The organism is Gillisia hiemivivida (assembly GCF_007997295.1).
GTDB classification, from domain to species: domain Bacteria; phylum Bacteroidota; class Bacteroidia; order Flavobacteriales; family Flavobacteriaceae; genus Gillisia; species Gillisia hiemivivida.
Genome location: NZ_VORY01000016.1, coordinates 49559 through 72693, shown reverse-complemented (window position 1 = coordinate 72693; position 23135 = coordinate 49559). Strand labels below are relative to the sequence as shown.

18 protein-coding genes are annotated in these 23135 nt (G+C 34.1%); 12 read left to right on the top strand and 6 right to left on the bottom strand.

What is annotated here, in order from left to right:
• Positions 1–51 precede the first annotated feature (51 nt).
• Positions 52–699 (top strand): rhomboid family intramembrane serine protease, encoded by a 648-nt coding sequence (locus ES724_RS12440; RefSeq protein ID WP_026838051.1) that lies wholly within the window; start codon positions 52–54, stop codon positions 697–699.
• 48 nt (positions 700–747) lie between these two features.
• Positions 748–1434, top strand: a complete 687-nt coding sequence (locus ES724_RS12435; RefSeq protein WP_146933392.1) for an SIMPL domain-containing protein — start codon at positions 748–750, stop codon at positions 1432–1434.
• 1079 nt (positions 1435–2513) lie between these two features.
• On the opposite strand, the gene ES724_RS12430 is transcribed toward ES724_RS12435, so the two are convergent.
• The gene (locus ES724_RS12430; protein WP_146933390.1) at positions 2514–3629 is read right to left on the bottom strand and encodes a TlpA disulfide reductase family protein; all 1116 of its coding nucleotides are present in this window, start codon (positions 3627–3629) and stop codon (positions 2514–2516) included.
• Positions 3630–3761: 132 nt separating this feature from the next.
• Here ES724_RS12430 and ES724_RS12425 point away from each other — a divergent pair, with 132 nt between their 5' ends.
• The gene (locus tag ES724_RS12425) at positions 3762–6131 is read left to right on the top strand and encodes a GAF domain-containing protein (protein WP_146933388.1); all 2370 of its coding nucleotides are present in this window, start codon (positions 3762–3764) and stop codon (positions 6129–6131) included.
• Here the strand turns inward: ES724_RS12425 and ES724_RS12420 are convergent.
• On the bottom strand, positions 6119–7303 hold the full coding sequence (locus tag ES724_RS12420; protein ID WP_146933386.1) for a Pycsar system effector family protein: 1185 nt from the start codon (positions 7301–7303) through the stop codon (positions 6119–6121). The two genes, ES724_RS12425 and ES724_RS12420, sit on opposite strands and share 13 nt — an antisense overlap.
• Positions 7304–7361: 58 nt before the next feature.
• On the opposite strand from ES724_RS12420, the gene ES724_RS12415 reads away from it, so the two are divergent.
• Positions 7362–11090 (top strand): metallophosphoesterase, encoded by a 3729-nt coding sequence (locus tag ES724_RS12415; RefSeq protein ID WP_146933384.1) that lies wholly within the window; start codon positions 7362–7364, stop codon positions 11088–11090.
• Between the two features lie 281 nt (positions 11091–11371).
• On the opposite strand, the gene ES724_RS12410 is transcribed toward ES724_RS12415, so the two are convergent.
• The 4 genes from ES724_RS12410 to ES724_RS12395 form a co-directional block, all read right to left on the bottom strand.
• Complete coding sequence (locus ES724_RS12410) at positions 11372–12262, bottom strand: mechanosensitive ion channel family protein (protein ID WP_146933383.1); 891 nt, start codon at positions 12260–12262, stop codon at positions 11372–11374.
• A 15-nt stretch (positions 12263–12277) separates the two neighbouring features.
• Positions 12278–12769 (bottom strand): Dps family protein, encoded by a 492-nt coding sequence (locus ES724_RS12405; RefSeq protein ID WP_146933381.1) that lies wholly within the window; start codon positions 12767–12769, stop codon positions 12278–12280.
• A 99-nt stretch (positions 12770–12868) separates the two neighbouring features.
• A complete protein-coding gene (locus ES724_RS12400) occupies positions 12869–13189 on the bottom strand; it encodes a hypothetical protein (protein WP_026838060.1) in 321 nt (106 codons plus the stop codon).
• A gap of 773 nt (positions 13190–13962) precedes the next feature.
• Positions 13963–14427, bottom strand: a complete 465-nt coding sequence (locus tag ES724_RS12395; protein ID WP_146933379.1) for a thiol-disulfide oxidoreductase DCC family protein — start codon at positions 14425–14427, stop codon at positions 13963–13965.
• A 115-nt stretch (positions 14428–14542) separates the two neighbouring features.
• On the opposite strand from ES724_RS12395, the gene ES724_RS12390 reads away from it, so the two are divergent.
• From ES724_RS12390 to ES724_RS12355, 8 genes are all read left to right on the top strand, one after another.
• Positions 14543–15574 carry an NAD-dependent epimerase gene (locus ES724_RS12390; protein WP_146933377.1) on the top strand — a complete coding sequence of 344 codons (1032 nt, stop codon included), beginning with the start codon at positions 14543–14545 and terminating at the stop codon, positions 15572–15574.
• 5 nt (positions 15575–15579) lie between these two features.
• On the top strand, positions 15580–16629 hold the full coding sequence (rfbB, locus tag ES724_RS12385; RefSeq protein ID WP_211362766.1) for a dTDP-glucose 4,6-dehydratase: 1050 nt from the start codon (positions 15580–15582) through the stop codon (positions 16627–16629).
• A gap of 24 nt (positions 16630–16653) precedes the next feature.
• Entirely contained in the window at positions 16654–17052 is a 399-nt protein-coding gene (locus ES724_RS12380; protein WP_146933373.1) for a GxxExxY protein, read from the top strand.
• A 33-nt stretch (positions 17053–17085) separates the two neighbouring features.
• The gene (gene rfbA / locus ES724_RS12375; protein ID WP_146933371.1) at positions 17086–17961 is read left to right on the top strand and encodes a glucose-1-phosphate thymidylyltransferase RfbA; all 876 of its coding nucleotides are present in this window, start codon (positions 17086–17088) and stop codon (positions 17959–17961) included.
• 219 nt (positions 17962–18180) lie between these two features.
• Positions 18181–19179 (top strand): SDR family oxidoreductase, encoded by a 999-nt coding sequence (locus ES724_RS12370; protein WP_146933369.1) that lies wholly within the window; start codon positions 18181–18183, stop codon positions 19177–19179.
• A 158-nt stretch (positions 19180–19337) separates the two neighbouring features.
• Entirely contained in the window at positions 19338–20618 is a 1281-nt protein-coding gene (locus tag ES724_RS12365) for a nucleotide sugar dehydrogenase (protein ID WP_170249894.1), read from the top strand.
• A gap of 235 nt (positions 20619–20853) precedes the next feature.
• The gene (locus tag ES724_RS12360) at positions 20854–21201 is read left to right on the top strand and encodes a four helix bundle protein (protein WP_146933367.1); all 348 of its coding nucleotides are present in this window, start codon (positions 20854–20856) and stop codon (positions 21199–21201) included.
• Positions 21202–21609: 408 nt separating this feature from the next.
• On the top strand, positions 21610–23007 hold the full coding sequence (locus ES724_RS12355) for a nucleotide sugar dehydrogenase (RefSeq protein ID WP_146933365.1): 1398 nt from the start codon (positions 21610–21612) through the stop codon (positions 23005–23007).
• The last annotated feature ends 128 nt before the right edge of the window (positions 23008–23135 follow it).

The window sequence follows — 23135 nt, the reverse complement described above, 5'->3', positions numbered from 1 at the left end:
CAAAAAATTTAGGCAAATATATGGTATATTTGGCACTAAACGTAAGTATCTATGGGAGATTTAAGCTTGATAACTATTTTTATCATTGCGGTAAATGTTTTAATTTCATTTAAAGGTTTTAAAGACCGAGCCTTTTTTGAAAAATATAAATTTAATGTTGGCGATATTAAAGCCGGAGCGAAATACCAGATCTTTAGTTCTGGATTTTTACATGTAGATACCTCTCATTTATTTGTGAATATGCTTACCCTTTATTTTTTTGCTAATGTGGTGATTAATTATCTTGGGTCCATTGGTTTTATAATTGTGTATTTGGCAAGTTTGATCTTAGGAAATCTACTTAGTTATTTCTTCCATAAAAATGATCTCAATTATACGGCTGTAGGTGCTAGTGGCGCGGTAATGGGAATCCTGTATTCGGCAATTCTCTTAAGGCCAAATATGATGTTAGGTTTATTTTTTATTATCCCGGTTCCAGCTTATGTTTTCGGGATAGGTTACCTGCTATATACTATTTACGGGATGAAAAAGCGACTTGGTAATATTGGGCATGATGCTCATTTTGGTGGTGCAGTAGGAGGTTTTGTATTAACCTTGGTGCTTGCTCCGTGGATCTTTGAGCAACATTTACTAATGGTAATTCTTCTTGCAATCCCCATTTTAATTTTGTTTGTTCTTCAAAAAGCAGGAAAGATATAACGTGGTATTCTTCTTGTAATGTCTATAGATATCTAAAGCTTTAAAAATATGAAATCAATTTTAATATTATTTGCTGCCTTAGGAACCTTTGCGGTTCAGGCACAACAGATCAATAACATTACTCCAGCTGTTACGGTTAACGGTGAAGGGATAGTGAAAGTAATACCAGATGAGGTCGTTATAAAATCTCGAATAGAGCATGATGGTGATAACCCTCAAGAGGTAAAAAAACAAAATGATGCCGTGGTAGATGCGGTGATCAAATATTTAAAATCTGAAGGGGTGCCGGAAAAAAACATTCAAACCGATTATGTGAATTTGAACAAAAACTATAATTACGACAATAAGACCTATAGTTACGTAGCAAATCAGGCTATTTCTATCAAACTAGATGATTTAAAGAATTACGAGAAGATCATGAGCGGCTTGCTAAAAGCTGGCTTAAACAGGATTGATGGGGTACAGTTCAAATCTTCTGAAATGGAGAAATATATGACCGAAGCTAGAAAAAAGGCAGTTTTAAATGCTAAAAATAAAGCTTCAGAATATGCTTCAGCTCTAGATCAATCTATAGGTAGGGCTATTAGCATTAGTGAAGGGCAAACCAGCAATTTCCCTCCTATGTATAGAATGAACGAAATGAAAATGAGCTCAGATTCTGCAGAACAAGAAACTATTGCGCCGGGAGAAATGGAAATAAACGCACAAGTTACTGTGGCGTTTGAATTGAAATAATTCTTATTTTTTTGAGATAAAAGTAAAAAGGCTTCTGATTTTTCAGAAGCCTTTTTTATTGTCTTTACACTTTCATTAATCCTGATAATTACTGCGACAGATCGAGATTGGTTTTTTTAAATTTGATTCTTTTATATTGAGTCTTCAACATGCTCAGACTAAAATGTGCTTTTCAATTTTGATATTGTCATTCTGAACGAAATGCAATGGAGTGAAGAATCTCTAGACTCTAAAGAGATTCCTCTCCAGAAAGCTTTCATGATGGAATGACATTTTTTGTAATTGTCACATTGAGCTTGTCGAAATGTGCTTTTTAATTTGAAAGAAGCTTCGACAGGCTACCATTGCCGTATTTTTCATTGCCCCAGATAAGAGACCCTGAAACTAGTTCAGGGTGACGATACTTTTTTAATTGCCGTCATGCTGTCCCGACGCTTCGGGAGTTTCAGTATCTTTCATACGTCAATTTACTACGCTAGATATTTTTTTTTATCATGGGTCTCAGCTGGACATTTAGTTCTGTCCAATTGAGTCTTCGACAAGCTACCATTGACGTAATTCCAAGAATCTGGAATACACTCCCTTTGGTCGGTAATGATTTGTTTAATATTTGAGATTGTTCATTTTTTTGCTATGCTTTCCTCTCGCTTCACTCGTCGGAAGCAATCAAAACGAACCAAAAAAAGGACACTTTTTTGTAGGTGTTTCAAATTATGCTACCGCATAATTTGAACCGTACTTCCCCAGCTAAATTTTCTCCAAGGCTTCGAAAATTTTACGCTGGGGAAGCACTACACTGCAAAAAAGAAGTTCTTAAAACAATAAATCCGCTAAGAACCATCATACGTCAATTTCCTACGCTAGATAATTTTTTTTATCACAGGTCTCAGGGTGACGATACTTTTTTAATTGCCGTCATGCTGTCCCGACGCTTCTGGAGTTTCAGCATCTTTCAATCGTCAATTTACTACGCTAGATAAATTTTTTTATCACGGGTCTCAGCTGGACATTTAGTTTGTCACATTGAGTCTTCGTCAGGCTCAGACTAAAATGTGCTTGTTAAGATTCGAGAATTAGAATTATTTCTCTATTAACTCTTTCACCTTAGCTTCTAAAGCATCTCCTCTAAGATTGGTAGCTACAATAACGCCATTTTCATCCAATAAGAATGCTGCAGGGATGGCTCTTACATTATATAATTGTGCAACCGGATCATTCCAGAATTTTAAATTAGAAACCTGGTTCCAAGTTAGATTATCCTCTTCTATAGCCTTTATCCATTTGTCTTTTTGGCCTTCTCTGTCTAAAGAAACCCCTATGATATTGAAGCCTTTATCGTGATATTTATTGTACACTTTTACAACATTAGGATTTTCTACTCTACATGGCTTACACCAAGCAGCCCAAAAGTCAATTAAAGTAACTTTACCTAAAACATCTTTAAGTGCAATTTCTTCACCTTGTGGATTTGGAGCGGTAAACTCAGGAGCTTTACTACCTATTTCGGTAATGCTTCGTTTATCCAAGTTTTCTTTTAACATTTTAGCAATTGAAGTTTGCTTTAAATTTTCAGAAAGCCCTTCATAAAGTTCTTTTACCTCAATTGCAGGAGCTCCTACATTTATCATATCTGAAAGAACTAAAAGTGCCACAAAATTTTCAGAATTTTCCTTTGCTATCTTTTTCTTGTAAGCAAGGTCGCTATTTCTAAGTCCTTCTTCTTCCTTTTTTAGATTAGCAATTGCAGAGGAATCCCGACTGGTTGTAGCTTGAGCCCGAAGGTCGGTTCTAATTCTCATCACCTTTGTATTTAGCTCTTTAATATGGCCTAAATAATCATATAAAAGCTTGTTTTCTTTTCCACCTTTAACGGTGGATGTTGGAAGACTGTCTTTATATACTTGGAATTCTATAGGTTCATTTTCTGAAATAAATAAAACACCTCCTTTAGCTCCGTCAACATTTAAAAAGTTTAAATTAGAATTTGTAACCTCTGGCAGATCTAATGTAAATTTTTCATCTTTTACTGCAACAGAATCTATTTTTGTAGGCTGATTATTTGCATCTAATTCCGATAGATAAATCATTTTTCCGTCTTCAACATTTTTAATATCCCCCGAGATGGAATATCCTTCTTTTTCCTTGTTGCATCCAAGAATGCTAAGTACTGCTATAGCTGCTAAAAGTCTTTTCATTTAAGTATATTTTAAGCAAAAATACATAACTCACCTTGGATAGTTTATATAAGTTTGTAAAAAAATGTTAATTTCAAGGGCAGATAAGTAGCGCGCTAAAAGAAATAGTAATTTTAAGCTTCAAACAAGATTATGAAAAATCAGCTTCAGGATTTTCCTTTAGATATAAAAATAAGTTTCCATAAGATTATAGAAGAATACAGGCATCTTTTAGATGAGGAGCAAAGTAGTATTTCTAAAGAATATATGGTAAAAGTTTTAGATTATGTTTCTTCCTTCCCTAAATTGGAAGAGGGAATCGATGACCCTAACGACTTGAATAAATTTAAGGATGTAATCAAGATCTTGCTAGATGAACTTTTTCCGAAGATTTTATCCAAAAATGAGATCAAGGCAGCTTCATTACCATTTCATAATTTGATCTTTAATACCTCTGCGCGATTTAAAAAAATTCTTGAAAAAGCAGGGGACGATTATGAGCTTTCCATGCGGAATCTGGATGAAGATATGTACTATATATATGGTTGTATCCTTATTCTTAATCATCATTACGGTTATAAAATAGATTTTTCTAGGCCTTTATATTATGATATTCCAGATGAAACAGGAATTTTAAAGCATTATAGGATCGCTTTAAATGCGGATTTTATTGATATTGAAAAAGGGGAAAATGCAATAGATATCACTGAAGATGATGTAGATCTTTTAATCCAAAATATTGATGACGTAGAGTTTTGGAAAAAGAAATTTCCGCCTTTAAGTTGGATCTTCAAAGGTTTCGTTATAGTTAATTTAACCGATGTAACTGTAGACGATGCAATCTCTGATCTAAAAACAACATTGCTTCACAAAGAATCTTCAAATGAAGAAGAATTATTGAAATTTCAAGAAATCTTTCAATCCATTTATAGACTTCCAGACATCCGGGTGGGTTTTACAGTATTCAATAAAGACAGGATGGTCTTTGAACGAATGGATAACCGAGATTCTTTTAGTTTTATACTTAATGATAAACTTGAAAGCGAATGTAAAACGAGTGTTTGCAATGAAACTTTTAAAAAAATAATAGAAGAACAAACCTATTTTGCAATTACCAATGTAGAACGCTATGCAAAGGAATCGAATAACAATTTGTTGTCAAAAAATCTTCTGAAGAATAATGTGATGAGCTGTATTCTGGCTCCTATTGCTGTAGAAAACAAGGTATGGGGTATTTTGGAATTGGTTTCTTATAGAAAGAACGAATTGAACAGTATCAATGCAATTAAACTGGACGATATATTACCGTATATAGTTACCTCTGTAGAAAGGAATAGAAGTGAGTTCGAAAATAAAGTAAAAGCGGTTATCCAGAGTGAGTGTACTTCTATACACCCAAGCGTATTATGGATATTTGATAGAGAAGCAAAACAATTTATTAAAGATCTAAATAAAGATGGCTTAGCTTCCTTTAAGGATATAGCCTTTAAAGATGTGTATCCGCTCTATGGTCAAATAGATATTGTTGGTTCTTCTGATGCTAGAAATTCTGCGATCCAGGACGATCTGATGCATCAGCTGGAAGAGATAGAGCATATTATAGATATGGCGTATCAAATAGAAAATATGCCAATTTACGATCAGGTAAGATTTAGAATTACTGACTTTAAAGATGATCTTAAGGATACTTTAAATGCTTCAAGCGAACAACGGGTTTTTAATTTGCTTCAGAAAGAAGTTAATCCGTTGATGGAACATTTAAGTAGCCAGTCGGGTGAATTGAAAAAATTAGTAGATAATTACCAAAAACAATTAAATCCTGAAACTGGAATCATCTACAATCATCGTAAAAATTATGATGATACAGTGCAGCGAATTAACAGGACAATGGCCAGATTACTTGATAAAAAACAAGTAGAGGCTCAGAAAATATATCCACACTATTTTGAACGTTATAAGACCGATGGAGTAGACCATAATATTTATATTGGAGCCTCCTTAACCAATAATAAGCCTTTTAATGAGGTGTATTTATACAATCTTAGATTATGGCAACTCGCCACGATGTGTGAGATGGAAAACAAATTCTATCAGCTACAATCAAACACCCCAATTCAATTAGATGCTGCTTCTTTAATATTGGTGTTTAACAGTACTTTGTCCATTAGATATAGAATGGATGAGAAGAAATTTGATGTGGACGGCACTTATAATGCACGTTATGAGATCATAAAAAAACGAATAGATAAGGCTTTTATTAAAAACACCGAAGAGCGAATTACTCAAAAAGGGAAGATCTCTATTGTCTATTCTCAAAGCAGTGATGAGCGAGAATATTTAAGGTATATTAAATACCTTCAGATAAAGCAATATCTTGGAGATGAAGTGGAATTATTGGAATTAGAGGATGTGCAAGGAGTAATCGGGTTAAAAGCGATCCGGGTAAATATTTTATATCACCCGGATGATAATGCTTTTGAGAAAGCGATCAATTATGATGGCCTTATAGATCATTTAAGATAAAAAGCGATCACAAAGCTTAATACTGAAGCTATAATTCCTACCATAAATACGGTATAAGTAAGTCTTAAAAGCATGTATTTTCTGTGCAATACTTTTCCTAAAAGAAAGAGGTCTAGCATAAGAGATTCATATACATAATCCTTATCCTTAATTATTTCGTTAATCCCCCATTTAAACTGTTCGAAGGGCATTTTATGAAAATTCCCAAAAAATAATAGATTCACATCTCTACTTTCTACTTGTTCTTTAGTGAACTCCCCTGTGGTTACGTTTGGTCTGGTAGACATAATAGATAAAATAATAGAAGCTACACTAAAGATCACCAAGATCAAGGTTGGGATCAATAAATGCTTATTGGTAACTGCATCTAATTTTGGGATGATATTCGCTAAGGCAAGTGAAATGATAATGGCATTTACAGAAAGCAAAATGTTTGCTTTTGTATCTGCGATATCACTTAGCTTTATATGGTTTCGAAGTGTTACCCTAAATAAACTCTGAATACTTCTCTCTGGATTATTGTTCTTATATTCTGCTTTAAGACGTGCTTTAGTTTCTTCTTTCTTTAGCTTTTGAACCTTTTTTGTCTGTTTTTCTAATATTTCTGAAAGATTATTGTCTTTACCTTCTTTCCATTCCACTGAAGCATACTCGGTAAAGTATTGATGCTTATCTGTAAACAAAGTAACATTCTCGGCTAACCATTCTTCAGTGGAATAATTATGTATGTTTAAAAGTTGTAATTCCTGCCTTAACAGCTCACTGGTTTCATCAAAATAATCTTTAGCTATATGAGAACAGTCTGCATCTCTAATAATTTTTTCCAATTTAGTTTCTGGAACAGTTTCAAATTTGGTTGCCATAATGCATTTTGAAACCATTTCTATAGTATCGTTATCTACATTATTGTCCTTTAAAAACTGCTTTGCAATTTTCACACTTTCTTCCTCGTGACCTTCAAATTTTACAGTATATCCAGTGTCATGAAGCCAAGCAGATAAGAGCAATACCCCTTCTTCTTTAACATTTATTTCCGAATTCTCAATTAATTCTTTAGTACTTTTAACCACCCGCTTTGTGTGGCTATAATTATGATATATATATGTATTTGGAAGTTTTTCCTTAAATAAATCTAGGACAAATTTATCTGCCTTTTTTACCAATTCTGTCATGGAAATAGTTATTTAATATGGAGCCAAATTACCAAAAAAAAATGCCTTTTAAATTTTTATGAAAAAAAATAACATATTTCTAACTTTAGTCGCCAGTTTGTTATTTTTTGGATGTGTTACCTACGATCCGAAATATAGAGTGGGAGAACCAACGGAAAATTTTGATTATCCTAAAGAGAAGAAAATTGAGAAATCTTTTTATCTTTTGGGAGATGCTGGGTACTCACCTCCAGGAGGAAGTTCTGAAGGATTGATTGCCCTTAAAAGTTATATGGATTCTGTTAAAGTAACAGATAACTATACTATTATTTTAGGAGATAATATTTACCCCGTGGGGATGCCACCAAAGGATAGCCCGTTGCGCGAGGATGCCGAGTATAGATTGGATGCTCAATTAGATGCATTCGAAAAATATGAAGGGAAAGTAGTTGTTATTCCTGGTAACCATGATTGGTATAACGAGGGCATAAAAGGACTAGAGCGTGAGAGAGATTATTTGAAATCTAAATTGAAAGATAATTTGATCTGGGCTCCAAATACCGGATGCGGTATGGATGTAATCGAGATTTCAGAAAACATTCAGCTTATAACTTTAGATTCCCAATGGTACTTGGAGGATTGGGATAGGCATCCAACTATTAACGACGATTGTGCCCAGATAAAAACTAGAGAAGCTTTGTTTTTGGAACTTGCTTCGGAATTACAAAAAAATCAGAATAAAACAATTATAGTCGCATTGCATCATCCATTATATACTAATGGAGTTCATGGCGGACAGTACGAGTTTACTAGACACATTTATCCTTCACAAAAGAAAATCCCTATTCCTATACTTGGATCCTTAGCTGCTTTAATAAGAACCAGTGGGGGAGTCTCTATTCAAGATGCGCAAAATGAAAGGTATAAATCCCTTGTAAAAAGATTGGAAACTATTGCACAAGGTTCAGAAAGACTAATATTTGTCTCAGGGCATGAGCATTCTTTACAATATATAGAGCATGACAGTGTGAAACAGATTGTATCTGGATCTGGCTCTAAAGGATCTTATGCTGTTTTAAGTAACGACGGTTATTTTGCATATCCAGATCAAGGTTTTGCTGTTTATGATGTTTTTGAAGATGGCTCTTCATGGGTTAGTTTTTATGGGAATGAAAATAACAAGGCTAAATTATTGTATCAGAAAGAAGTTTTTTCTGCTCCAAGACCCTATGATGTTTCTCACTTACCAACAGAATTCCCTGAAACTATTATTACTTCAATTTATAATGAAGAGGAAACAGAAAAAACTGGATTATACGAAAGTGTTTGGGGTCAGCGATACAGAGATCTATATGGAACTCCGATATCTGTAAAAGTCGCGAATTTAGATACATTATATGGTGGTTTAAAACCTGTAATTAAAGGAGGTGGGCACCAAACAATATCAGTTAGATTAGAAGATAGTTTAGGTAGAGATTATAATATGCGCCGTCTTAAAAAGAGTGCTGTACAATTCTTACAAGCTGTAGCATTTAAGGACACTCCAGTACAAGACCAGTTAGAGAATACAATTGCAGAAAATGTGATTCAGGATTTTTATACAGCAGCACATCCATACGCGTTTTTGGCAGTTCCAAAACTATCAGATGCCATTGGATTGTTCCATACAAATCCTAAATTATTCTATGTGCCTAAGCAAAAAGCCTTAGAAGAATATAATTCAGATTTTGGAGATGAATTGTATATGATCGTGGAAAGGCCAGAAGATGATTGGACTAATATGAAGTCTTTTGGAGAGGAAACGGAAGATATTCTAAGTACTTCAGATATGTTAGAGAAGTTGAGGAAAGACGAGAAATATTTCCTGGACGAAAAAGCATACATCAAGGCTAGAGTTTTTGATATGCTCATTGGCGATTGGGATAGACATCAAGATCAATGGAAATGGGCAGAAGTAGAAACCGCTGAGGGGGATAAACGATTTTTACCTATTCCTAGAGATCGCGATCAAGCTTTTTCGAATTTTGATGGTGCATTTTTTGGAACCTTAAGAGGTCTATCTGGATTTGCAAATCAATTCGCTGTGTACGGTGATGATATTAAAGATGTAAAATGGTTCAATACCGCAACTACGGGAATGGACAGAACACTAATTCAGAATGTAGGAAGAGAGGAGTGGATAGAACAAGCTGAATTTATTCAGAAGAATTTGACCGACAAAATAATTGATGAGGCGTTTTTAGAACTACCAGAGATAACAAGAAACGAAACGACTGAATTTATTGTAAAAAGCCTGAAGGGAAGAAGAGGGAATATTGTAGATATCGCTAAAAGATATTACGATTATATGGCGAAATTGGCCATAGTTACGGGAACAGATAAAGATGATTTTGTAGATATTGAGCGTTTAGACCAAGGTAAAACTCGAATAACTATCTCTAGGATCAAAGATGGTAAAAAAGCAGATCTGGTAAGTGATAAGACTTATAATAAAGCAGATACAGATGAAATTTGGTTATATGCCTTAGATGATGATGATGTAATAAATATAACAGGAGAAGTAGATGAAAATTTGATCTTTGTACGAGTTATTGGAGGGCAGAACAACGATATTTATAATGTTGAAGAGAATAGCGGTAGAAAGGTTAAGATCTACGATTATTTAAGTAAACCTAGTACTGTAGAGTCCAAAGGGAAAGCAAAAATCCGGTTTAGAGATAACTACAATCAGAATACATTTGATAAAGATAAGAAGACGTTTAAATCTGGATCTTTATTACCAGGCTTTGGCTACAACCCAGACGAAGGAATTAAAATTGGCTTGAAGGTTGTTTCTACTGTGAATGGTTTTAAGAGAAATCCATTCACCACAAGAAATACTTATAGTCTTGGTTATTATTTTGCCACTAATGGTTTTGATGCAAGTTATGAAGGTGAATTTGCTCAAATTTTAGGGAATTTTAATTTATTGATTGGTGCTAATTTTTCTAGTCCTAATGCCTCAAATAATTTCTTTGGCTTCGGAAATGAAACTTCAAATTTTGATGATGATCTGGATTACGACTATAATAGGACAAAAATAGGAAGAGCCGGAATCAAATTTGGCTTCGCTAGAAAATCACCCTTCGGAAGTTATTTTGGATATATGGCGAATTTTGAAGGAATCAAAGTTGATGATACTGAGGGTAGATTTATTTCTGAAGAATTTATGCCTAATGATCCAGGCTTTTTTGAAAGAAAATTCTTTGGTGGTTTAGATGCAACCTATAGATATGAGAGTTATGATAATAATTTGAATCCTACACGAGGAATGAAATTTGAATTGAATGGAGGAGGAAAATTAAATCTTGAACATCTTGAGAGACATTTTGGATATATAAAACCTCATCTGGGCTTTTATAATTCCCTTTCAAAGAACAGAAAACTAGTTTTAAAATCTCAGGTACAAGCACATTTTAATATTGGAGAAAACTACGAGTTTTATCAAGCCGCTTCATTAGGTGATGATTCAGGATTAAGAGGTTTTAGACAACAACGTTTTTCTGGTAAAACAGCCTTTGCGACTGGAGCAGACTTGCGTTATAGCTTTAATCAATTTAAGACCTCTTTCTTACCATTCCAAATTGGAATATATGGAGGATTCGATTTTGGAAGGGTTTGGACAGAAGCAGGCGATAGCAAAAAATGGCATGACAGCTATGGAGGAGGACTTTGGATTAATAGCGCTGAAGCATTGAGTGCTAAGTTCAGTCTCTTTGGTAGTGAAGAAGATATGAGGTTTACTTTCGGATTCGGATTTAAGTTTTAAGCGCTATTAGTTGAATTTACGTATATCCGCAAACAGTACAAAAAGTTAATTTTAATATGCCATAGCCGAATATGTCTTTGCCCCAGCCCTAAAGGCTGGTCATATTCTCAAAATTTTGAATAATTCTAAAATTTTGCTCCCTTTAAGGTCGGGGGAAACAAAAATTTTGCGTTTTTAAGTTTAGAATATCCATTAGGACGCAAAGTGGATATGCATATAGAATTAAAAAAAGCCCTTGCGAATTTCGCAAGGGCTTTTTTTAATTGAAAAATATCTTAGATTTACTCCTCTTTTTTAGGCTCATTAATAGATAACTTATTAGTGAAATCTATAGTTCTGATAGGGAATGGAATGTTGATTCCGTTTTGATCATAAGCTTTCTTAATTGCTATGATAGCTTTATTCTTTGCCGTCAATACATCACGATTCCTAGTAACATCTGTCCAGAAACGAACCACAAAATTAATAGAGCTATCTCCAAATTCTCCATACATGAACTCTACCTCTTCATTTCCCCTTTGCGCGAAAAGAGCTTGCATAGTTTCAGTAGTTAGTTTCTGAACGAATTCAAGATCGCTACTATAACTCACACCACAATTAACCATAACTCGAGATCTTGCAGTTCTAGTGAAATTCTTGAACGGCTCTTCTATTATCTTAGAATTGGGGATCATCACATAGTTATTGTCCGATTCCTTAACAACGATATTCCTTAAATTAATTTCTATAACTTCTCCTGCGAATCCGTTAGTTTCCACCCAGTCGCCAATTTGCAATTCTGGTAAAAAACTTAAGATAACTCCACTAAAGGTATTGCTAAGTGTACCTTGAAGAGCAAGTCCAATGGCAAGACCAATCACCCCAGCACCGGCAAGTACAGAAGTTAAAATTGTATCTAAATTTAAAAGTCCTAAGGCGACAAAGAACCCTAGAAGTATTATAAAGACCTTTGCAACTTTCGTTGAAATGTGCCTTATAGAATCTTGAGATCCTTTTCTCTTGAGTATTTTATCTAATAGCTTTGCGGCATACTTTGCGATAAATATAAATATCACGAAAATTATCGTAGCTAATATAAAATTTGGGAGGTTGAGAATTAATGAATCTAGCCATGAGGCCATTTTATCCCAAATACCTCTAATAGACTCATTTAAACTGAAATCTTTGGACATCTATTGATTTATAAATTATAGTGTTTTATGAGTGTCGTTGGTTTTCATTTTCCATGCATCTAGCATCCAGCTAGTTTTTTCCAGCTCTCCAATATATCCTCCAATCTGATCTATAGTCCCTTCATCACCACCTTTATCTGCTAAATCAGCAACTTTTCTTAATTGCTTTAGAATAGTACCATGATCTTCCAGCAATGTTTTTATCATTTGAGAATCAGAAAGATCAGATTTTGATTCTTTTACATCAGAAGATTTTAGGTAATCACTTAAATTACTAACCGGCTGATAGCGAAGGGTTAGAATTCTTTCAGCAATTTCATCTACTTTTAATTTAGCATCTTCATAAAGTTCTTCAAATTTTTCATGAAGATCGAAGAAATTTTTCCCGATTACATTCCAGTGAAAATTTCTAAGTTTTTGATAATACAAATGGTAATCTGCCAATAGTATATTAAGTTCCTCAACAGTTTTGGCAGTTTTTTTATCGTCTAATCCTAAATAGTTCATAGTTTTTATTTATTGATTGTTAATTTATCATACAAAAATATGATAGTAAGTGATGCTATCCAATTTTGAAATTGGGTTTAATACAACTTTAACGGGAGCTTATTTTGTTTCTCTACCCGATTTAAGATCAAGTCTGGCCATTAATTCTTTAGATATTTGCCCGCCAGAAATTCCGTATCCGTCTACCAAAGTACCTTTTTTACCATCTTTAGTATGAATGCAGTATAGAATAGCATTATCATCTGGATTGCTCATTCCTTCAAATCTCAATACTTTATCTACTTCAAAATCGTCTGGATGATAAGATTTTGATTCAGCTTTTAATTCGATTTTTTCATCCATTAAATTAAAATCGAATTCATATCCTTCTTCCAATTTCAATATATTTATAGCCTGAGAAAGTGTCCCGTAGTCCTTCATTTTCAATTTTATTTTAGATTTATAAGGAAAGTTACTGCCATGGATTTCTAAAAGCAAATTGCTTTTAATGTTTAGTATAAATTTAACTCAGCTTATATATTATTTGTCGGAATAATTAGTTCTGAATTTGTATATCCCTTTTAAATCCAATAACCTATTATTCTTTTTGAAATGGTCACTTCACCCTAAGATCATAGATAAATAAAAGATCTTGCGTAGGTTTTTGACGTATTATGGTTACCATTATATTTATGTTCTTAAGAACTTCTTTTTTGCAAGTGTAGTGCTTCCACGGCGTAAAATTTTCGAAGCCTTGGAGAAAATTTAGCCGTGGAAGTACGGTTCTAATTATGCGGGAGCATAATTGGAAACACCTACAAAAAAGTGTCCTTTTTTTGGTTCGTTTTGATTGCTTCCGACGAGTGAAGCGAGAGGAAAGCACAACAAAAAAATGAACAATTTAAAAAATTAAACAGATTATTACCGACTAAAAGGAGTGTTGTCAGACTTCTTGAAATTCGTCAATGGTAAATTGTTTAAGGGTCGCAACTCCAAATAAATGGGATGCTGAAACTCCTAAGCGTCTTGACAGCATGACTGTTACCATCTAGTATAAATTGGTTGAAAACTACTCACCGGAATAAAAGCGGACAATCATCTGCGGAATAAAGCAAATGGAATCGCGAAGAAAATAAATAAATACCAGCCTGTTATTAGTCCGAAAATCGTAATAATTGCAGCCACTATATAGACCCAATAAGATTTTAAAAATTTCATATGGAGATTAAAATCAATATTAAAAGGAGCACATAGTAAAACCAGTAGATCTTTGGTTTTGTAGGATCGTTTCCAAATAAAAGTATAGTTACCTTATAATAGAAACTCCTGTTTTTTGCGATATGATTATACGCATTATTACTAAAAACCTTAAACCATTTTTGTCTTTTATACCATAAATGCCATTTGGGTTTGCCTAAGTAATAGTAAAGCTTGTAAGCCGAGTCTGGACCGGAATACACATTTCCATTGGTGTCTATAAGTCTACTAGCTTTTTGAAATTCTTTTTTTGGAATGTCAGGAAATTTAAGATGAACATCTTGATAGGTACGGAATTGCACTTTGCCCTTAATCTTATGTTCCCAGCGATCTTTCCACCATTTGCAAAATTTACATTCGCCGTCCCATACAAGGGTTGAATGTTCTGGGGGATACTTGGTACTATTTATTTCTTGAAACATAGAATTGAATTGTATAAACAATAAAGTTATAAAATTGAAATTGATACTTTTGTAAAAACTAAGAATTTTAAAGGGGTGATTGCCGATTACCCAGAATACTTGGCAATTTAAATATATGCAAGAAGAACTTAAAAACAAGGTTTTAGTTACCGGAGCCGCTGGATTTATTGGATTTCATTTAACAAAGCAGTTACTTGACATAGGCTTCGAGGTGGTAGGTCTAGATAATTTAAATGATTATTATGATGTCAACTTAAAACTGGCAAGACTTAAAGAACTAGGAATTGAAAAGGAGATAATATCTTACAATGAAATACTGGAAAGTGATAGCTATCCTAAATTTCAGTTTATCAAGTTAAACTTAGAAGATAGAGAGCAATTGCCAGAACTTTTTAAACAGCATAAATTTAAAATTGTTTGTAACCTAGCAGCACAGGCCGGGGTTAGATACAGTCTGGAAAACCCGGAAGCTTATATAGATAGTAACGTGGTTGGGTTTTTGAATATATTGGAATGCTGCAGGAATTATAATATTAAACATCTGGTTTATGCAACCAGCTCTAGCGTGTATGGCCAGAACAAAAAAATCCCTTTCTCGGTAAAGGATAATGTGGATCATCCCATTAGTTTGTACGCAGCTACCAAAAAGAGCAACGAATTAATGGCATATACTTATAGTCACTTATTTAATTTTAAAACCACGGGACTCAGATTCTTTACCGTTTATGGACCTTGGGGAAGGCCAGATATGGCCATGTTCTTGTTTACAGATGCCATAATTAAAGGAAAGCCGATAAAGGTATTCAATAACGGAAATTTAGAACGCGATTTTACTTTTATAGATGATATTGTAGATGGGGTTATAAAGATCGTTACAAATAGCAAAGATCAAAACACAAACTATAGTCTTTATAATATAGGAAACAGCAAGCCAGTAAAACTTTTAGATTTTATCGACGAGATAGAAAAACAACTTGACTTAAAGGCAGAAAAAGAAATGTTACCTATGCAAGCCGGAGATGTAGAGAGAACCTGGGCAGATGTAAGTGATCTAACTAGGGATTTTGGGTATGAGCCAAATACTAGTATTGAAAAAGGAGTGGGGGAGTTTATAGAGTGGTATAAGGGGTATTATATTCAAAAATAATTATTATGAAAGTTTTAATAACAGGTGGAGCAGGTTTTATTGGCTCTCATGTAGTCAGGTTATTTGTAAATAGATACCCTGACTATGAAGTGTTCAATTTAGATGCTTTAACCTACGCTGGGAATTTAGAGAATTTGGGAGATATTGAAGATGCATCCAATTACACTTTTTTGAAAGGAGATATCAATAATGCCTTGGAAATAGATGATTTATTTAAAAAACATCAATTTGATAAAGTAATTCATCTGGCAGCAGAATCTCATGTAGATCGTTCAATTTCTGACCCTCTCGCATTTGTACGTACTAATGTGATTGGGACTATGAATTTACTAAATGCAGCGAAGGAGTTATGGAAAGATAATTTTAAAAACAAACTGTTTTATCATATCAGTACCGATGAAGTTTATGGAACCCTTGGGGAAACTGGACTCTTCAACGAAAATACTGCTTATGATCCTAATTCCCCTTATTCAGCATCCAAAGCGAGTTCAGATCATTTTGTGAGGGCTTATGGAGAAACTTATGATCTACCTTATGTGATTTCGAACTGTTCAAATAATTATGGACCCAATCAATTTCCGGAAAAACTGATCCCGCTCTTTATTAATAATATAATCCAGAATAAACAACTACCTGTCTACGGAGATGGAAAGTACACTAGAGACTGGTTATATGTTATCGACCACGCTATTGCAATAGACTTGGCATTTCATCAAGGCAAAACAAAAAGCACCTATAATATTGGAGGTTTCAATGAATGGCAGAATATAGATTTAGTGAAATTGCTTTGTAAAATAATGGATAAGAAATTAGATCGTGCTGAAGGTGCTTCGGAAGGTTTGATTACTTATATCAAAGATCGTCCAGGTCACGATAAAAGATATGCTATAGATGCATCCAAGATAAATAAAGAATTAGGATGGAAACCCTCTGTTACTTTTGAACAAGGATTAGAAAAAACAATAGATTGGTATTTAAAAAATGAGGATTGGTTGAAAAATGTGACTTCAGGGAAATATCAGGAATATTATACAAAACAATATATTGCGAATTAATCCGAATTTATACTAATAACACGAATGGATTCCAATGAGAAGATATTATTCAAGGAAGAGAGTTATAAAATAATAGGAGCCTGTATGAAAGTTCATAGAACCTTAGGTCCCGGATTTTTGGAAGCGGTTTATGAAGAAGCTTTGGAGAAAGAATTTCAGAACCAAAAAATACAATTTAGGAAACAAGTTAAGCTGGAATTATATTACGAAAATCAAAAATTGAAAAAACAATATAGAGCAGATTTCGTTTGTTATGACTCTATTATTTTGGAAATAAAAGCGGTTAAACTAATTCCTATCGTATTTTATGCTCAATTAAAAAACTATTTAAAATGTACTAATACGGAATTAGGAATGTTGATTAATTTCGGCACGTCTTCTCTAACGTATAAAAGAATATTAAATTCAAAAAATTCGGATTAATTCGGATTAATTTGTAATAAAAATTCGTATAAAATGAAAGGAATAATACTAGCAGGAGGAACCGGCACCAGGCTCTACCCTATAACAAAAGGAATTTCTAAACAGCTATTGCCTATTTATGATAAACCGATGATTTATTATCCTTTATCTGTTTTAATGTTAGCGGGAATACGTGAAATTTTAATAATATCTACCCCGGAAGATCTTCCCAACTTTAAAAAATTATTAGGAGAAGGAAAAGACTTGGGAATGAATTTTTCATTTGAAGAGCAAGCTTCTCCAGATGGCCTTGCTCAAGCATTCATTATTGGGGAAGAGTTTATAGGAGACGATGATGTTTGTTTGATATTAGGAGACAATATTTTTTATGGACAAGGATTTACTGGAATGCTTAAAAAAGCGGTAGAAAATTCAAAAAATGAAAAAGCAACCGTATTTGGGTATTACGTTGATGACCCTCAAAGATACGGAGTTGTAGATTTCAATAGTATAGGTGAAGTTAAAAGTATAGAAGAGAAACCAATTAACCCCAAAAGTAACTACGCGGTAACCGGAATTTATTTTTATCCGAATTCTGTTATTGGTATTGCGAAAAAGGTAACTCCAAGTGATCGTGGTGAGCTAGAAATCACTTCAGTAAATCAAAAGTATTTAGCTAAAGAGAAATTGGAAGTTGAATTAATGGGAAGAGGTTTTGCATGGTTAGATACAGGGACACATGAATCTTTTTTAGATGCCTCCAATTTTGTACATACAATAGAAAAACGCCAAGGATTAAAAATAGCATGTATTGAAGAGATAGCTTTCAATAAAAAATATATTTCCAGAGAACAGTTGCGTGATCTAGCAACCCCATTAAGCAAAAATGAATATGGGAAATATTTGATGAAGATTGTAGATAAAAAATAATCTTCAGGTTTCTACTTTTAAGAGCTTTTTGAGCTATAGAATAGAAATGCTTAAGAAATCCCATCGTAAAGAATTCTAATTATCAGGTTTTACACAATTAGTTCTCAATCAAATTCTTTTTTCAAAAACGCTCAAACCTTTTCACATTTCTTTAAGATGACCAACCTCCAAGCTTAAAATAGAAATCCTATCTTTGCCGACTGATTCTAAAAATGATTTATGCAAAAAGAACAATTTTTAAAATTAAGTTCTAAAAAAATATTGGTGACAGGTGGAGCCGGCTTTATAGGTTCTAATCTTTGTGAAAAGCTTATAGAACTCGATGCGAAGGTGGTTTGTCTTGATAACTTCGCCACCGGGAAAAGAGAAAATCTTTCTGCCATTATAGAGCACTCAAATTTCACCTTAATAGAAGGAGATATCCGAAATCTTGAAACCTGCCACAAAGCAGCTAAAGGGGTTGATTATATTTTTCATGAAGCCGCATTAGGTTCGGTTCCCCGTTCATTAAATGATCCAATTACCACCAATGAGGTGAATGTTTCAGGATTTTTAAATATGTTGGTTGCGGCCAGGGATGCTAAAGTAAAACGCTTTGTATATGCGGCCAGTTCATCTACCTACGGAGATTCAGAAAATCTGCCAAAGGTTGAAGATGTGATAGGGAAACCGCTATCCCCTTATGCAATAACAAAATATGTAAATGAGCTATACGCCGATATTTTTAAATCTGCCTATGACCTGGACACTATCGGACTTAGATATTTTAATGTTTTTGGGAGAAAACAAGATCCGGACGGAGCTTATGCAGCAGTAATTCCAAAATTCGTTATCCAGTTGATGAACCACGAATCTCCTTTGATTAATGGAGACGGCACGTATTCCCGCGATTTCACGTATATAGACAACGTAATTCAAATGAATCTTCTGGCGCTTACTTCTGAAAATAAAGAAGCCGTAAATCAGGTGTACAACACTGCAGTGGGAGACCGAACAAATTTATTGGAACTAACATCTTTGCTGAAAGAATATTTATCCAAATACGATCCTGAAATAGCGAAAATTGAAATCAAACACGGTCCAAATAGAGCAGGGGATATCCCGCATTCCTTGGCTTCAGTTGAAAAAGCTAAAACATTGTTGGGATATGATCCTCAGTTTAACATTGAAGCCGGCTTAAAGGAGGCGGTGGATTGGTATTGGAGGAATTTGAAGTGATGCTTTGAAGAAGTAATGCTGTGATGAAGTAATGCTGTGAAAAAAAAGAAGTAAAAATGTAATGAAGTAATATTGAGCGAAGGAAACGATTAAACTACGTTACTCCATCACATGGTCACTCCGTTACAAAAAAAATTAACGAATCAACAAATTATAAAATGAACAATATTAAAATTGCAATCATTGGCTTAGGATACGTAGGATTACCTTTAGCTAGATTATTTGCAACAAAGTTTCCTGTAATTGGATTCGACATTAATCATTCTAGAGTAAAGGAACTCATGACTGGTGTTGACTCCACTTTAGAAGTAGAACAAGATATATTAATGGCATCTTTAGTAGATAAGCCATCAGATAAAATAGGTCTTTATTGCTCTACTAATTTAGATGACATAAAAGATTGTAATTATTATATTATTACTGTACCAACACCGGTAGATAAAAATAATAGACCAGATCTTACTCCATTATATAAGAGTAGTGAAACGGTAGCAAAGGTTCTCAAAAAAGGAGATATTGTAATTTATGAATCTACGGTATTCCCAGGTGCAACTGAAGATGAATGTATCCCTGTGCTTGAAAAAGTTAGTGGATTAAAATATAATGTGGACTTTTTTGCAGGCTATTCTCCAGAGCGTATAAATCCAGGAGATAAAGAACATACCGTAGATAAAATTTTAAAAGTAACCGCAGGTTCTACACCTGAAATTGGACAAAGAGTCAACGATCTTTATAAATCTGTTATTACAGCTGGGACCCATTTAGCTCCAACTATTAAGGTTGCTGAAGCTGCAAAAGTTATAGAAAATTCTCAAAGAGACATCAATATTGCTTTTGTAAATGAATTAGCTAAGATCTTCAATATGTTGGATATAGATACCAATGATGTTTTAGAAGCAGCAGGTACAAAATGGAACTTTTTACCATTTAAGCCTGGCTTGGTTGGTGGGCATTGTATAGGGGTAGATCCTTATTATTTAGCACAAAAAGCTCAGGAAGTTGGGTACCATCCTGAAATTATTCTTGCAGGAAGAAGAATGAATGATTCTATGGGACAATATGTCGCTAGCGAGGTAGTTAAACTTATGCTTCAGCATGACATAAAAGTAAAAGGAGCAGAAATTTTAATTTTGGGAATTACTTTTAAAGAAAATTGTCCGGATGTAAGAAACACAAAGGTTGTGGATGTAATTAAGAACTTGAAGGAATATGGAGTTAATATTACCATTTACGATCCATTGGCTAATCCTGAAGAAGTGAAGCATGAATATGATTTGTCTACATCTAAATCATTGCCAGATCAAAAATTTGATGCAATTGTTTTAACAGTGGCTCATAAAGAGTTTTTGAATTTAGAATTTAATGATCTTAAGTCTGATAATGCCGTGGTATATGATGTTAAGGGTGTTTTGGGAGACAGGTGTGATAAGAAGTTGTAAAGTTGTGACGAAGTGACGCTGTAAAGTTGTGAAGAAGTTAAGCTGTGAAGTTGTAACTAAGTGATAAAGTGAAGTTGTAATGAAGTAACGCTGTAATGAAGTAATGTTGTAACGCAGTGATGGAGTAACGAAGTGAAGAAGTAATGTTGTAACGAAGTGATGCTGTTATGAGACTAAGTTTAAATAAAACTGCGTCACTCCTTCACAGCTTCACTGCGTCACAAATAACAAAAAAATGAAATCACACAAAGACTTAACCGTTTATAAATCAAGTATTGATCTTGTTGTTGCAGTATACACTTTAACTAAAAATTTCCCTGTTGAGGAAAGATTTGGTTTAACAAGTCAGCTTAGAAGGGCGGTGATTTCTATCCCTTCAAATATTGCAGAAGGCGCTGCCAGAAATAGTAAAAAGGAATTTATTAGATTTTTACATATTTCATTAGGTTCACTGGCAGAAGTAGAAACGCAATTGGAAATTGCTGGTAAGTTAAAATTTATAGCAGAAAATAAAGAATTAGAAGAACAATCAATTTACATTCGCAGAATGTTGTTGAAATTAATACAGAGTTTGAAGGAGTGATGAAGAAACGAAGTAATGTTGTGACGAAGTGACGCTGTGATGAAAAGAAGTGAAGAAGTGACCATGTGATGCAGTGATGAAGTAATGTTGTTAAGGAGTGAACTATAATGAGCAACTAAGTTGAATAAAAACTACGTTACTCTGTCACTACATTACATGTTTACTGTGATAGATTAACGAAGTTAAAAAGAGACTACGTTACTGCGTCACATCGTCACTGATGAAGTAATGAAATGGTGTTATAGAACTATGCACAAAACTCCGTCACTGCATCACATGGTCACTCCGTAACTAAAACCCTTCGTCACTGGGTTACATGTTTACTTGGTCACTTCGTTACTCCGTCACAAATAACAAGCAGGATCATTGTATCACTTAAAAAATTAGTTGGTTAAAAAAAACATTAAAATGAGTACAATAAAAAACATCTGCTGCATCGGCGCCGGTTACGTAGGAGGGCCAACAATGGCTGTAATTGCCCAAAAGTGTCCTGAAATTAATGTAACCGTTGTAGATATAAACAAGAGCAGGATCGCTGCCTGGAATGATGAGGATGTAGAGAATATTCCTATTTACGAACCGGGATTGTCTGATATTGTAAAAGAAGCCCGCGGAAGGAATTTATTCTTTTCAACAGACGTGGACGGAGCTATTGATAAAGCTGATATGATCTTTATCTCGGTAAATACCCCCACCAAAACCTACGGAATTGGAAAGGGGATGGCTGCCGACTTAAAATTTATCGAACTCTGCGCAAGGCAAATTGCCAGAGTTTCAAAAAACGATAAAATAGTAGTTGAAAAATCTACATTGCCGGTGCGTACGGCCGAGGCTTTGAGAAATATATTAGATAACACCGGGAACGGCGTGAATTACCAAATACTTTCCAATCCGGAATTTTTAGCAGAAGGGACGGCAGTCCAGGACCTTCAAAATCCCGACAGGATTTTAATTGGAGGCGATATTGACACTGAGAGAGGCCTGGATGCAGTACAGGCTCTGGTAGATGTATATGCTCATTGGGTTCCTGAAGCGAATATTTTGACTACTAATGTTTGGTCTTCCGAATTATCAAAACTTACTGCTAATGCATTTTTAGCCCAGCGAATTTCAAGCATCAACGCAATGAGCGAATTATGTGAAAAAACAGGGGCAGATGTAAATGAAGTGGCAAAAGCAGTAGGAATGGATTCCAGAATTGGTCCAAAATTCCTTCAATCTTCAGTAGGTTTTGGTGGCTCTTGTTTTCAAAAGGATATTTTGAACCTGGTTTATATTTCCAAATCCTTCGGATTAAATGAGGTTGCTGACTATTGGGAACAGGTAATTATAATGAACGATCATCAAAAAAGAAGGTTTGCCGCAAAAATCGTAAAAACTTTATACAATACTGTTTCAGGTAAGAAAATAGCAATTCTGGGGTGGGCCTTTAAGAAAGATACCAATGATACCAGGGAATCTGCAGCAATTTATGTTACAGATTATCTTTTGAATGAACAGGCAGATATAATAGTTTATGATCCCAAGGTTAAAAAGGAACAGATTTATGCAGATCTTGAATATCTGGGTACTCATAGCTCTGAGGAAATAAGAGAGAGGGTAAAGGTGGTACATGCAGCACAGGATGCCTGTAAAGATTCTCACGCGGTTGCGATTTTAACCGAATGGGATGAATTTAAAGAATTAGATTGGCAAGAAATCTATATTGAGATGCTAAAACCAGCATTCCTTTTTGACGGTAGAAGACTTTTAAATAGAAAGACAAAGGAAGACTTTGGTTTTGAATTTTATGCAATTGGTAGCTAATTATTCTAATATTTAACGCCAACTTGTACTCTATTTTGTAATTTACCACTCTTAAATCATTCTTTTTTTAGAGCCAATAATTTTTTAAATTTCTCTAAATTGATTGAAATAAGCACTAATAATTTATG

Excerpts from the sequence above, each read along its gene's own strand:
- ES724_RS12440 (WP_026838051.1), top strand. The coding sequence starts at position 52 with ATGGGAGATTTAAGCTTGATAACTATTTTTATCATTGCGGTAAATGTT.
- ES724_RS12435 (WP_146933392.1), top strand. The coding sequence starts at position 748 with ATGAAATCAATTTTAATATTATTTGCTGCCTTAGGAACCTTTGCGGTT.
- ES724_RS12430 (WP_146933390.1), bottom strand. The coding sequence starts at position 3,629 with ATGAAAAGACTTTTAGCAGCTATAGCAGTACTTAGCATTCTTGGATGC.
- ES724_RS12425 (WP_146933388.1), top strand. The coding sequence starts at position 3,762 with ATGAAAAATCAGCTTCAGGATTTTCCTTTAGATATAAAAATAAGTTTC.
- ES724_RS12420 (WP_146933386.1), bottom strand. The coding sequence starts at position 7,303 with ATGACAGAATTGGTAAAAAAGGCAGATAAATTTGTCCTAGATTTATTT.
- ES724_RS12415 (WP_146933384.1), top strand. The coding sequence starts at position 7,362 with ATGAAAAAAAATAACATATTTCTAACTTTAGTCGCCAGTTTGTTATTT.
- ES724_RS12410 (WP_146933383.1), bottom strand. The coding sequence starts at position 12,262 with ATGTCCAAAGATTTCAGTTTAAATGAGTCTATTAGAGGTATTTGGGAT.
- ES724_RS12405 (WP_146933381.1), bottom strand. The coding sequence starts at position 12,769 with ATGAACTATTTAGGATTAGACGATAAAAAAACTGCCAAAACTGTTGAG.
- ES724_RS12400 (WP_026838060.1), bottom strand. The coding sequence starts at position 13,189 with ATGAAGGACTACGGGACACTTTCTCAGGCTATAAATATATTGAAATTG.
- ES724_RS12395 (WP_146933379.1), bottom strand. The coding sequence starts at position 14,427 with ATGTTTCAAGAAATAAATAGTACCAAGTATCCCCCAGAACATTCAACC.
- ES724_RS12390 (WP_146933377.1), top strand. The coding sequence starts at position 14,543 with ATGCAAGAAGAACTTAAAAACAAGGTTTTAGTTACCGGAGCCGCTGGA.
- rfbB (WP_211362766.1), top strand. The coding sequence starts at position 15,580 with ATGAAAGTTTTAATAACAGGTGGAGCAGGTTTTATTGGCTCTCATGTA.
- ES724_RS12380 (WP_146933373.1), top strand. The coding sequence starts at position 16,654 with ATGGATTCCAATGAGAAGATATTATTCAAGGAAGAGAGTTATAAAATA.
- rfbA (WP_146933371.1), top strand. The coding sequence starts at position 17,086 with ATGAAAGGAATAATACTAGCAGGAGGAACCGGCACCAGGCTCTACCCT.
- ES724_RS12370 (WP_146933369.1), top strand. The coding sequence starts at position 18,181 with ATGCAAAAAGAACAATTTTTAAAATTAAGTTCTAAAAAAATATTGGTG.
- ES724_RS12365 (WP_170249894.1), top strand. The coding sequence starts at position 19,338 with ATGAACAATATTAAAATTGCAATCATTGGCTTAGGATACGTAGGATTA.
- ES724_RS12360 (WP_146933367.1), top strand. The coding sequence starts at position 20,854 with ATGAAATCACACAAAGACTTAACCGTTTATAAATCAAGTATTGATCTT.
- ES724_RS12355 (WP_146933365.1), top strand. The coding sequence starts at position 21,610 with ATGAGTACAATAAAAAACATCTGCTGCATCGGCGCCGGTTACGTAGGA.